The organism is Paenarthrobacter sp. NPDC018779 (assembly GCF_044391085.1).
Lineage (GTDB): Bacteria > Actinomycetota > Actinomycetes > Actinomycetales > Micrococcaceae > Arthrobacter.
The window spans coordinates 43,476-55,253 of the sequence record NZ_JBIRZS010000011.1 but is presented as its reverse complement, the minus strand read 5'-3'; the positions used below and the strand labels follow the sequence as shown (position 1 = coordinate 55,253).

General features: G+C 65.2%; 10 protein-coding genes and 1 tRNA gene. All 11 read right to left on the bottom strand.

Annotation, left to right across the window (positions count from 1 at the left end; genetic code table 11):
• Positions 1–277: 277 nt before the first annotated feature.
• Positions 278–1,639, bottom strand: coding sequence for an ABC transporter substrate-binding protein (locus ACH488_RS12995; RefSeq protein WP_397324708.1), 1,362 nt, complete (start codon positions 1,637–1,639; stop codon positions 278–280).
• Positions 1,640–1,861: 222 nt separating this feature from the next.
• Positions 1,862–1,935, bottom strand: a tRNA-Leu gene (locus tag ACH488_RS12990).
• 21 nt (positions 1,936–1,956) lie between these two features.
• On the bottom strand, positions 1,957–2,877 hold the full coding sequence (locus ACH488_RS12985; protein WP_397324706.1) for an N-acetyltransferase: 921 nt from the start codon (positions 2,875–2,877) through the stop codon (positions 1,957–1,959).
• A gap of 82 nt (positions 2,878–2,959) precedes the next feature.
• Positions 2,960–4,408, bottom strand: coding sequence for an NAD(P)/FAD-dependent oxidoreductase (locus ACH488_RS12980; protein WP_397324704.1), 1,449 nt, complete (start codon positions 4,406–4,408; stop codon positions 2,960–2,962).
• A gap of 38 nt (positions 4,409–4,446) precedes the next feature.
• Positions 4,447–5,826, bottom strand: a complete 1,380-nt coding sequence (locus tag ACH488_RS12975; RefSeq protein ID WP_397324702.1) for a S8 family serine peptidase — start codon at positions 5,824–5,826, stop codon at positions 4,447–4,449.
• Complete coding sequence (locus ACH488_RS12970) at positions 5,823–6,779, bottom strand: exopolyphosphatase (protein WP_397324700.1); 957 nt, start codon at positions 6,777–6,779, stop codon at positions 5,823–5,825. The genes ACH488_RS12975 and ACH488_RS12970 overlap by 4 nt, the downstream gene beginning before the upstream one ends.
• On the bottom strand, positions 6,776–7,486 hold the full coding sequence (locus ACH488_RS12965; RefSeq protein WP_397324698.1) for a DUF501 domain-containing protein: 711 nt from the start codon (positions 7,484–7,486) through the stop codon (positions 6,776–6,778). Before ACH488_RS12965 ends, ACH488_RS12970 begins: the two co-directional genes overlap by 4 nt.
• A gap of 68 nt (positions 7,487–7,554) precedes the next feature.
• Entirely contained in the window at positions 7,555–8,376 is an 822-nt protein-coding gene (locus tag ACH488_RS12960; RefSeq protein ID WP_397324695.1) for a septum formation initiator family protein, read from the bottom strand.
• Positions 8,377–8,545: 169 nt separating this feature from the next.
• Positions 8,546–9,826 (bottom strand): phosphopyruvate hydratase, encoded by a 1,281-nt coding sequence (gene eno / locus ACH488_RS12955; protein ID WP_387433287.1) that lies wholly within the window; start codon positions 9,824–9,826, stop codon positions 8,546–8,548.
• Positions 9,827–9,946: 120 nt separating this feature from the next.
• The gene (locus tag ACH488_RS12950) at positions 9,947–10,630 is read right to left on the bottom strand and encodes a MazG nucleotide pyrophosphohydrolase domain-containing protein (RefSeq protein WP_397324693.1); all 684 of its coding nucleotides are present in this window, start codon (positions 10,628–10,630) and stop codon (positions 9,947–9,949) included.
• Positions 10,608–11,750, bottom strand: a complete 1,143-nt coding sequence (locus tag ACH488_RS12945; protein WP_397324691.1) for an adenosine deaminase — start codon at positions 11,748–11,750, stop codon at positions 10,608–10,610. Before ACH488_RS12945 ends, ACH488_RS12950 begins: the two co-directional genes overlap by 23 nt.
• Between the last annotated feature and the right edge of the window lie 28 nt (positions 11,751–11,778).

Sequence of the window (11,778 nt, the reverse complement as noted above, 5' to 3'; positions counted from 1 at the left end):
CTTGGCGGCGGGTCCCACCCGGGCCGGGGACCGTCACGACCTCCTTTGCGCCCGCTGTGGGGCAACACGCCGAGATAGGGATGCCCAATGGCGGGCGGCGGCGTCAAAGTGGGTCGTGGCCGCACACCAACCGCACTGCGGGGCCCGCTCTGCGCCCCATTCCCCACGAATAGAACGCAGAGCAGGCTCCACAACGGGGGTTAGGGAGATCCGGACGCAGAACAGGTCCCCTTCCGCTTGGAAGGGGACCTGTTCGGGTTACTCGATGGAGTGCGGCTTACAGCTTGCCGAACTCTTCGCGAACCGGCTTGTAGGTGTTGTTGTCCTGGTACTCGTAGATACCGATGTACGCCTCGGTGGGGTCACCGGCGTCGGAGAACGTTACGGGGCCGGACTGGCCGTCGTAGTCGATGTCCTTGCCCTCGCGGAGGAGCGTCACACAGGCTGCGAAGCTGGTGCACTTCTCGCCGCCTTCGGAGACTTCCTTCAGCTTGGCTGCGATGTCCGTGCCCTTGGTGCTCTTGGCGGCCTCAGCTGCCAGTGCGATCAGGTTCACGGCGTCGTAGGACTCGCCTGCGTAGCTGTAATCCTTCAGGGCGGGATCGATGGCCAGGAGCTTCTGCTTGAAGGCATCCTTGGCGAACGTACCGGGAATGGTTCCCTGTGCGCCCTTCAGGGTGCCGGGCTGGAAGTCCTTGCTGTAATCGGAGGTGTTGCCATCAACCATGAACAGCTGCGTCGGCTTGATGCCCTTGCCGGTGATCAGCGGGACGATGCTCTTGGCCTGGTCGAACGTGATCAGTGCGATCGCGTCCGGCTTGGCGGCAAGAACCTTGTCCACCTGGCTGCTGAACTGCGAGTCACCTTCGTTGAAGAGTTCCTCGGCGACAACCTTGCCGCCTGCTGCCTCGAAGGCTTCCTTCACGTTCTTCTGCAGGCCGGTGCCGTAAGCGTCGTTGAGCACGATCATGCCAACGGTCTGGGCGCCACAGGTAGCCATGTAGTTGCCGAGCACCTTGCCCTGGAGGACATCAGAGGGTGCGGTACGCCAGTACAGGCCTTTGTCGTCCCAGGTGGTGAAGTCCGGCGACGTGTTCGCAGGCGAGAACTGGATAACCCCGGCACCCGTGATCTGGTTGATGACCGTCTTGGAAACGCCGGACGAAGCCGCACCGATAATGGCGCTGACACCCTGGCCGAGCAAGGCCGTGGTGGACTGCGTGGCAATGTCCGTCTTTGTGTCACCTGAGTCGCGGTGGATGACGGAAACGGGAGCACCCAGGACGCCACCAGCGTCATTGACTTCCTTGATGCCAAGGTTGACGCCGGCAATTTCAGGTGGGCCGAGGAACGCCAGCGACCCCGTTGTCGGCAGGAGCGAACCAAGCTTCAGTGGCGTGGACGTGGTGGTGGTCGAAGGAGGCACGGGTCCCGTGTTGGTAGCGGCCTGGCTGTTGCCGGCCCCTGCACCTGCACTGGGAGCCGGGCAGGATATCCCTGCCGAGGCTGCGGAACTGGAACCGGAGCCGGTCTGGCTCGGCGTGGAAGACCCGCCACAGGCCGTGGCGAGAAGAGCGACCCCAATGCCAAGCGCGGTTAGCTTGGCGGCCCTGGGCGCCGCTTGGGAAAGATCAAACATGCGTAATCTCCTCGATCGAAAGGTGCGAACTGCCTTTGATGCGATTGCTCAGGTATTCCTGATTACTGCTCAAACTAGTGCAATTGATCCGGGAAGATAAGTGATTCAGGTCACATCCCTATAACACTCGTTGCCTGTGGGGAATCTACGAGCCAACTGGGAAAATTCTCGGAGAAGGGCACGAAAAAAGGAAGGGGAGGTTGCTCCTCCCCTTCCTTGCAGTGCCCCAGGTGGGACTCGAACCCACAACACGCAGATTTTAAGTCTGATGCCTCTGCCAATTGGGCTACTGGGGCGCCCGGACCATGTTATCCCAGCTAGAGACGATCGAAGGGCGCCGCATAGCGGAAGGTGCCCGTGACGCCGTCGGGCCATCCCGGCAACCGCAGAAGCTGGAAGTGGTCTCCCCAGGCCGGTTCGGGCGGCCGGACACCCAGGGACGCGGCCGGTCGGTACCCAAAGCGCGGGTAATACGCCGGACTGCCCAGGAGTGCGATCCCCGGGATCCCGGCGGCAGCCGCTCGAACCTCGGTTTCGCGCATGAGGGCCGAGCCTATCCCCCGCCGCTGCAGGGTTGGAGCTACACCGATCGGGCCGAGGCCTACCGGCTCCAGGCTGCCCACCGAGCCGCGGGTACTGATCACATGTCCCACAATGTCACCGCCGATTTCCGCAACGATGCTGAGATCAGGAACGTACTCCTCACAATCGAACAATTCGCGGAGCAGGCCAACCTCCACCGGCACCCCTTCAACCGGCTCGCCCGTCACCGGTGAGACCGAGAACGCCTGTGCGGTGAGCGCCAGGATGGCCGGCCGGTCCTCGGGCTGCTCGCTCCGCAGCACAATGCCGCGGCCCAGCAAGTGGAGCACGTCCATGGCCCTGTCCGCATCGGCGACGGGCACCAGCAAGTGGTCATGGTGGAAACCGGCAAGGACATTGCAACTGATCCCCGCATGCGTCAGCGCGGCACTGACAGCGGCCGTCAGCCCCACGGCTTCAAGCGCCGAGTGGACCTGGAGCGTGATCCAGGCTGCCACGAAATCGTAGCTGAGTTCCAGCCGATCCGCCTCAGCGCGGCGAAGCACCACCGTCAGGCCCTCTGCCTCGCGGACGGCCGCCTCCACGTCACCCTCAACGGGTTTCCCGTGCGGCCAGAGGGCATAGACATAATCGCCGTCCCGCATCACGGGGTGCATGGAACCAAGAAGTGTTTGCAGGTCGGTTTCGCCAGCCATGGGAACAGTCTAGGGGCGGCTTGCCGGTTAAACGTCGACGGCGGCCACTCCCCTTGGGGAGCAGCCGCCGTCGGGCGTTGTACTACTTGGCGTCAGCCGTTACCGGGGTCTTTTCCTCGGCGGGCTTCTCAGCAGCCGGTGCCGGTGCGGGAGCAGGCTTGGGAGCCGGCGTCGCTGCGGCCACGAAGGCACCGCGCGGGTTGTCCAGGTCGATCAGCTGGGTGGTGTCGCGGCCTGCGAAGAAGGACAGGATCCAGCCGAAGATCACGCGGAACTTGCGCTCAACCGTGGGCATGGCCATGCCGTGGTAGCCACGGTGTGCCAGCCAGGCGAGACCGCCCTTGAGGCCGATGCGGCCCAGGAGGTTGATGTTGGCAACGCCCTTCCACTCGCCGAAGCCGGCTACAGCACCGAGGTTCTTGTGCTTGTAGTCGTGGAGCGGCTTGTCCCAGCGGGAAGCCCAGAGGTTCTTGGCGAGCTTCTTGGCCTGGCGAAGCGCGTGCTGCGCGTTCGGCACGCAGGTACCGTCCGGCAGGCCCTTGCCCGTGAGGTCCGGGACAGCTGCGATGTCGCCGGCAGCCCAGGCGTTTTCGATGATGCCTTCATCGCCCGCGATGCGCAGGTCCGGCAGAACGCGGACACGGCCACGCGGTTCCAGCGGGAAGTCGGTGGAGCGGATCATCGGGTTGGCCTGCACACCGGCAGCCCAGACCAGGGTGTCAGCTTCAACTTCGCCTGCGGAAGTCTTGTCCGGCAGGTTGATGAGCTTGAGGTTGCCCTCGGCGCTGTCCAGGGAGGTGTTGAGCAGGACCTCGATGCCACGGCTGCGGAGGTGCTCCACGACCCACTCGGCCTGGGGTGCGGTGACCTCGGGCATGATGCGGCCCATGGCCTCGACCAGGATGAAGCGGACTTCTTCCTGGCGGACGCGCGGGTTGTTGCTGACTGCAGCGCGGGCGAGGTCTTCCATTTCGGTGAGGCACTCGATGCCGGCAAAACCGCCACCGACAACCACGAAGGTGAGGGCCTTGGCGCGCTCTGCGGGATCGGTCATGGTGGACGCTGCTTCGATGCGCTCCAGGACCTTGTTGCGCAGTGCAACGGCTTCCTCGATGGTCTTCAGGCCAATGCCCTTGTCCGCGAGGCCCTTGATGGGGAAGGTGCGGGTGATGGCGCCTGCGGCGATCACGACGTCGAAGTACGGGATCTCGAACGGCTCGCCACCGTCGGAGGGGGCCACCACCGCAGTGCGGTTGGCGTGGTCGATGCCTGTGACGCGGCCCTGGATGAGCTCGGTCTGCTTCAGGTGCTGGCGGTGGGAGACCACTGCGTGGCGGGCCTCGATGTTGCCACCGGCCACCTCGGGGAGGAACGGCTGGTAAGTCATGTAGGGCAGTGGATCCACGACGGTGACGATGCCACCTGCGTTCGCGATCTTCTTCTGCAGTTTGAGGGCTACGTACAGTCCGACGTAGCCGCCGCCGACGACGAGAACGCGCGGACGGTCAATGAGCTCTGGGGTGGTTGCCATGAATCCAGAGTACAGCACTTTGTGAAAATCTTCACTAGCTACTTCTTCGCGGGTGGATCCACCACTTCCACGGCCCCCGTTTCGGCCTCTTCCGGCACCGCTGGCGGGTTCTTGTAAGCACGCCGCAACTGCAGCGCTGCGCCCGTAATAATGGCGGCGAAAAGGGCACCGAAACCAAGCACGACGGCGGCAGGCAGGGCGTCGTCGACTCCCGCCGGCGTCTTCGCCGAGGGAACGGTGGGGTCGGCCAGCGTTGGAGGCGCACTCGTGGGGCTGGCCACCGGGGCTTGCGAAGGCGTGCTGAAATCGCCACGACGGTGCACGCGGATCCAGTCTGCGATGGATCCCAACGGGTTCACGGAGGTGGTGGGCACGTCGCCCTTCAACGCAGCCTCGGCGTCAAGGATTCCGTAGCCGTAGATGGGGTCCTTGCCCGGGGCGCCGGCATCCTTGGCCGTGCTGACGATCCTGTTGATCACCTGCTTGGCGCTCATGTCCGGCCACTTGGAACGGATCAATGCGGCCACGCCGGAGACGATCGGAGCGGCTCCCGAGGTTCCGGCCCATTCGGCGTAGCCGCCACCCGGAACGCCACCCACGAGGTCTTCGGCGGGAGCCGCAACGCCGATGCTGATGCCCTGCGACGAGGAGTCGACACTGGCTTTTCCATCACTGTCGAGGCCGGCCACGGTGAGGACACCGGGGATGGTGGCGGGTGCACCCACCTGGACGTTGCCGCCCATACGGTTGCCCGCGGCTGCGACGATCACCACGTCCTTCTGCTCGGCGTACAGGAACGCGGCATCCCAGCTTTGCGGCCAATCCGGAGACGTGCTGCCCAAGGAGATGTTGATGACCTTGGCGCCGTTGTCCACTGCCCAGCGAACGGCCACCGGAATTTGTTCCTGGTCCGTCTTGCCTCCGGGATTGGGCGAGCCAAGCCACGTGGACACGGACAGGATGTCAGCTTCGGGCGCAACGCCCACCATGCCATCCGGTCCCCCTGCAGGCGGAACCGTTGGGGTCGCAGGCGCAGAAGCGGTGGGCGAGGCAGTCGGCGTCGTGTGGCCGCGTCCGGCCAGCATGGTGGCCACAAGGGTTCCGTGCTCCGGCTTTGCCCCGATGCTCTTCTGGCCGTTGGCAGCTCCGGCTCCGGAGGCATCGGCCCCGCCCGTCACCACGCCTTTGAGGTCCGGGTGGTTGCCGTCGACGCCGCTGTCGATAACGGCAACCTTGACCCCGGCGCCCTTGGAGACCTGCCAGGCATTCGTGATGCCTGAGTCCTTCAGCCACTGCTCCTTGTCCCGCCAGGAATCTGCCATGGCCGAAGGAGCGGAAGCCAATCCCCCCACCAGGGATCCTCCGGCCAGGAAGGCAGCCAACGAGGCCGAAAGGAGCCGCCTGTGCCGCATGGTCATGCAACTCCCCGGATACTGAGCGCGATGCCATCGAGGATGTCGTGCTCGCTGGAGGTTGCCCCCTGGATACGGCCGTCGCTGGCCTGGCCCAGGCGCCAAAGGATCCTGCGCCACACCAACGCGCCGGCACCGATCACGTCCACCCGACCCGGGTGCATGTAGGGCAACGCAGCCCGCTCGGACCTGCTCATCTCCAGCAGGTTGGTTGCGGCATCGCTGATGGTCTCAAGGTCCAGGTACGCGCCGTGGATCTTGTTGGGCTGGTATTCGCCCAGTCCAAGGGCGTGCGCGGTGATGGTGGTGATGGACCCCGCCACGCCAACCACGGCCGTGGCGCGGCCAAGCGGTACCGTTTGTGCCGCGAGGTCAAGGGCAGCGTCGACGTCGGCCTCCGCAGCGGCGATCTGGGCCGCCGTCGGCGGGTCGCTCTTAAGGTGCCGCTCGGTCAGCCGGACACACCCGATATCCACCGAACGGGCGGCAATCACGCCGTTCGCGTCGCCCAGGACGAATTCGGTACTGCCGCCGCCAAGGTCAACCACCAGGACGGCGTCGTCGCCCTTGATGGGCAGGACACTGCTGGCTCCGGCAAAGGACAGTGAGGCTTCCTCGTCGCCCGAGATGACTTCCGGGGCAACGCCCAGAAGGTCCCGGATGCCGTCCACGAACACCTGGCGGTTGCGGGCATCGCGGGTGGCGGAAGTGGCAACAAACCGGACGGGTGCAGCACCGTGGTCCGCGATCAGGGCCGCGTAGTCCGTGGCTGCGGCAAACGTCCGGTCCAAGGCCTCCGGAGCGAGTTCGCCGGTGGCGTCCACACCCTGACCCAGGCGCACCACGCGCATTTCCCGGACAACGTCGGTCAGTGGCCCCGGCGAACCGTCAGCCGACACATCGGCGATCAGCAGGCGGATGGAATTGGTTCCGCAGTCAATGGCGGCAACGCGGCTCATGTACGCTCTTCCGTCGATTCCGGGCTGGGCAGTGTCGATTCTGGGCTGGGTAGTGCGGTCTTCGATTTCCGAACCGGGGCGGGCCTGCCCACGATGTCCGGCAGGCCCTGTGGGCCATGGCGGCTGAGGTCCCGTGAAGGAGCCTCCCCCGCGGTGTCCCAGGCGCCGTCGCAGTAACAGCGGTCCTTCGTCCACCACTCGGAGATGGCTTCCAGCGCCTCGTCGCCCAGGGGGTTGACGCCGGAACCGGCGGCCAGTGAGTGCCCCACGAGCACGTGCAGGCACTTGACCCGGGCAGGCATGCCGCCGGCAGACACACCGGCGATTTCCGGAACGGCTCCGGTTCCGGAACGTTCGGCAATCTCGTTGCGCGCTTGCAGGTAGGCCTCGTGGGCGCCGTGATAGGCGTCGGCCAACTCCTGGTCCTCCACCAGGCGATCGTTCATCCGGTTCATCAGGCCACCGGCCTCCAGCCGCGAAACAGCAGAGGTGATCACGGGATGTGTGAGGTAGAACGTGGTGGGAAACGGTGTTCCGTTGCTCAGCCTGGGTGCCGTTGCCGCAACCAGCGGGTTGCCGCACACGCAACGCGCGGGGATCTCCACCACGTCACGGACGGGCCGGCCAAGCTGACGGCTCAGGACATCAAGGTCATGTGCTGATGGCTGGCGGGATTCCTGCGGCATTGCTGCCGTGTTCTCTTCCACTTGCGCTGCCAACCTTCCTGCCCTTTTGGTCGCCTCCCGTCAGGGCACGACGGCGGCGGGCACCGCGTCTAGTCTGTTGCCGATCGTCTGATGGACTCCCAAAGTGCATCCACCCAAGGCAGGTTTGCCGGGTTCGCAGATGATCCGGAGCCGGTGCGGCCCCCAGGGGTTCCGGCGGCTTCATCCCCGCCAAATACCCAGTAACCCGTTTCACCCGGCATAACCATGTTAATGCGGTCGCGGGCCTGCTGCTTCACATAGTTGGGGTCCTGCCACCGGGAGAGCTGCTTGTTGAGGTCCGCCTGCTCGGCTTCCTTGCTGGCGATTTCGGCTTCCAGCGCCGAGATTTCGGAGCGCTTCTCCAGGAAAATCTTGACCGTTGGGGCCAGCATGATGGTGATGGCAATCATCACGACTGCCAGCGCCAACACGCGGCCGGAGAACGCCTTGGCCGGTACGGGATCACTCGCCTGGTTCCCCTGTGATGCCTTGTCCTTGGAGCCGGGTCCGGCGGCCGGGGCTTTTTCCGAGGCCGTTGCCGCGCCGGAGGAGGCAGCCTTTCCGGCCGTGGTGACCCGTGGACGGACCGGTGTCCTGGGCGCACCGGGCCTGCGGGGGCCCGCAGCCTTGCCGTGGTTTTCAACGCGGGGAGCGGGTTTGGCACCCGAACCGCCCGCGGCGCTTGGGCGGGTCCCGCCGAACTCTGCCTCGATGAGGTCGCCGCCTGCCGGGCCCGCAGGACCTTGACGCGCAGCACCCTGGCCAGCAGCACCCGGGCGCGTGGGTTCAGGGGCGGCCGGGGCCTTCCCCGGCCCTTGCCCGGACATGGCCTGACCTGACGACCGGCCGAGGGCATCAGCCTTGGGTACCTTGGGACGACGGGTGGCCATGACACTCCTGTAATGCCCGGTGCTTGCCTGGCGGGTTGCTGCGCTTGCCCTGCGCCTGGGTACGTGACCGAAGTCCTGGTGCGCCCGCGGTTCAGCAGGCAAGCGTTAAACAGAACCGGTGGCTATGGTCTTTCCACCATAGCCACCGGTCAGCTGTTTTCGCTGAAGGCTAGCCCTTGAAACGCGGGAAAGCGCTGCGGCCGGCGTAGCGTGCGGCGTCGTCGAGTTCCTCTTCGATGCGCAGGAGCTGGTTGTACTTGGCAACGCGCTCGGAGCGGGCCGGGGCACCGGTCTTGATCTGGCCGGCGTTGGTGGCAACGGCGATGTCGGCGATGGTGGTGTCCTCGGTTTCGCCGGAGCGGTGCGAGGTGATGGTGGTGTAACCCGAGCGCTGGGCCAGGGAAACGGCGTCCAGGGTCTCCGTCAGCGAACCGATCTGGTTGACCTTGACCAGGAGGGAGTTGGCCGTGGCGGCGTCGATGCCCTGCTGCAGGCGGACCGGGTTGGTGACGAAGAGGTCGTCGCCAACCAGCTGGACCTTGTCGCCGATCGTGTCGGTGAGGGTCTTCCAGCCTTCCCAGTCGTTCTCGTCCAGCGGGTCCTCGATGGAAACCAGCGGGTAGTCGGCAACGAGTCCGGCGTAGTAGGCGCTCATCTCGGAAGCGCTGAGGGCCTTGCCCTCGAACTGGTAGGCGCCGTCCTTGTAGAACTCGGACGATGCAACGTCCAGGGCCAGGGCGATGTCCGTGCCCGGGGTGTAGCCGGCGTTCTTGATGGCTTCCTGGATCAGGTCCAGTGCAGCGCGGTTGGACGGCAGGTTGGGAGCGAACCCACCTTCGTCGCCCAGGCCGGTGGAGAGGCCCTTCTCCTGGAGGACAGCCTTGAGGTTGTGGTAGACCTCAACACCCCAGCGCAGGCCTTCGGAGAAGGTCTCGGCACCGATTGGGGCGATCATGAATTCCTGGATGTCAACGTCGGAGTCTGCGTGCGAACCACCGTTGAGGATGTTCATCAGCGGAACCGGAAGGACGTGGGCGTTCGGGCCGCCGAGGTACTTGTAGAGCGGCAGGTCGGCCGAAGCGGCAGCGGCGTTGGCCACGGCGAGGGAAACGCCGAGGATGGCGTTGGCGCCCAGCTTGCCCTTGTTCGGGGTACCGTCGAGGTCGATCATCGCCTGGTCGATGCTGCGCTGGTCCGTGGCGTCGAAGCCGATCAGGGCCGGGGAGATCTCGTCGATGACGGCGTCTACGGCCTTCTGGACACCCTTGCCGAGGTAACGGCCCTTGTCGCCGTCGCGGAGCTCAACGGCTTCGTGCTCACCGGTGGAGGCACCGGAAGGAACTGCTGCACGGCCGATCTGGCCGTCGGAGAGCAGGACCTCAACTTCTACAGTCGGGTTACCGCGGGAATCAAGGATCTCGCGTGCGTGGATGGCATCGATAAGCGCCATGGATGTGCTCCTTATGGTGAAGCGATTTACAGGAATCTAGAGGGGAATTCTCGACGTCCTCGTCGCTACTAGCGTAGTCGAGAGTGGCTTAGGTTACGGAACGGCTTCCAACCGCTCACGTCATGAAGGCCGGCCTTGGCCGTCCTGGAACGTACGCACCGCCCCGCGAAGGGCCCGCTCGGCGTCGAGTCCTAGGTCCCGGGCACCGGCGACGATCGCCAGCAGCAGCCCACCGAGCGCCTCTTCCGAGGCCGGGATGGCAGGAACCACGACGTCGGCCTGGGCGCCTTGCGCTGCGACGGCAAAACCTGCGCGTGCGGCCCTGTCCAGGGATTTCTGCGCCGCTGCCAAGGCTGGAAGGTGCGGCGGGATGCCCTCGAACGGATCGGTACGCTCCGGCTTTTCCGCCCGTTTGGCAGCATCCCACTTCAGGATGATTTCCTCCACCGTTGCGGGGAAGGTGTCCTGGAGCGTGCCGTCGGCTTTGAAGACGTGCTGGTTCCGCCGGATCATTTTTGCGTTGATGTCCCGCGCAACCGCCGCGAAGTCAAAGCTGCCGCGCTCCTCGGCGAGCCGGGCGTGCAGCACCACTTGAAGCAGCACATCGCCCAGCTCGCCGCGAAGCTCATCGTCAACAGCACCCGCCTCGATGGAGTCCACCACTTCATAGGCTTCCTCGATCAGGTACTCCACCAGCGACTCGTGGGTGAGCGCGCCCATCCACGGGCAGTGTTCCCGGAGTGCGGCGATGGTTCCGATCAAGGTTTCGATGCTGGATTTGTTAGCCGAGGTTGGCGTAGGCATCGTTGATGTACTCCACCAGGGCTTCGCGCTCGTCCAGCGGCAGGAACGCGGCCTCAGCGGCGTTGAGCGTCAGCTCGAGCAAATCATCGAGGTCGTAGTCGAAAGTCTCCACCAGGAGCTCGAACTCGTCCGTGAGGGTGACGCCGCTCATGAGGCGGTTGTCCGTGTTGATGGTGACGTTGAAACCGAGCTGGAACAGCATGTCCAGCGGGTGGTTCTCGATCCCTTCGCCAAAGTTGGCGATGGCGCCGGTCTGCAGGTTGGAGGAGGGGCAGACTTCCAGGGCGATACCGCGGTCGCGTACCCAGCCGGCCACGTTGCCGAGGGTCACCAACCCAACGGTGCCTTCGCCGTCGTCGTCCGCGTCTTCCTCGAACTCCACCGTGATGTCCTCGGCGATCCGGACGCCATGTCCCAAGCGCAGCGCGCGGCCGTCAACCAGGGCGGACTGGATGCTGTCCAGGCCGGCGGCCTCGCCCGCGTGGACCGTTGCCGGGAAGTTGTTGGCGGCGAGGTAGGTGAACGCTTCCTTGAAGCGGGAAGGCAGGAAACCGTCCTCTGCACCGGCAATGTCGAAGCCGACTGCACCCTTGGTACGGTGGCGGACGGCCAGCTCGGCGATCTCCTGGCCACGGTCTGCGTGGCGCATGGCGGTGATGAGCTGACCCACCTGGATCTGCTGTCCACGCTCGTCGGCACCTGCCACACCGGCTTCCAACCCGGCCTGGACGGCTTCCACAACCTCATCGAGGCTGAGGCCCTTCTGCAGGTGCTGCTCCGGGGCCCAGCGGACTTCGCCATAGACCACGCCGTCTTCGGCCAGGTCCTCGACGAACTCCTTGGCTACCCGGAAGAGGCCTTCCTTGGTCTGCATTACGGCAATGGTGTGGTCGAAGGTCTCAAGGTAACGGACCAAGGAACCGGAGTCAGCGGATTCGCGGAACCACTCACCCAAAGCGACTGGATCCGTGGATGGCAGCGTGTGGCCGACGGCCTCCGCCAGTTCGATGATGGTGGCGGGGCGCAGTCCTCCGTCCAGGTGGTCGTGGAGGGAAACCTTCGGCAGGCTCTTGAGGTCGAAGTCGAGGGCAGGGGCAGCGTCAAGAATTGGCTCAGTCACGTACCCAACTGTAGGGGGACGGCAGGTG

Coding starts and splice junctions, on each gene's coding strand:
- ACH488_RS12995 (WP_397324708.1), bottom strand. CDS start 1,639: ATGTTTGATCTTTCCCAAGCGGCGCCCAGGGCCGCCAAGCTAACCGCG.
- ACH488_RS12985 (WP_397324706.1), bottom strand. CDS start 2,877: ATGGCTGGCGAAACCGACCTGCAAACACTTCTTGGTTCCATGCACCCC.
- ACH488_RS12980 (WP_397324704.1), bottom strand. CDS start 4,408: ATGGCAACCACCCCAGAGCTCATTGACCGTCCGCGCGTTCTCGTCGTC.
- ACH488_RS12975 (WP_397324702.1), bottom strand. CDS start 5,826: ATGACCATGCGGCACAGGCGGCTCCTTTCGGCCTCGTTGGCTGCCTTC.
- ACH488_RS12970 (WP_397324700.1), bottom strand. CDS start 6,779: ATGAGCCGCGTTGCCGCCATTGACTGCGGAACCAATTCCATCCGCCTG.
- ACH488_RS12960 (WP_397324695.1), bottom strand. CDS start 8,376: ATGGCCACCCGTCGTCCCAAGGTACCCAAGGCTGATGCCCTCGGCCGG.
- eno (WP_387433287.1), bottom strand. CDS start 9,826: ATGGCGCTTATCGATGCCATCCACGCACGCGAGATCCTTGATTCCCGC.
- ACH488_RS12950 (WP_397324693.1), bottom strand. CDS start 10,630: ATGCCTACGCCAACCTCGGCTAACAAATCCAGCATCGAAACCTTGATC.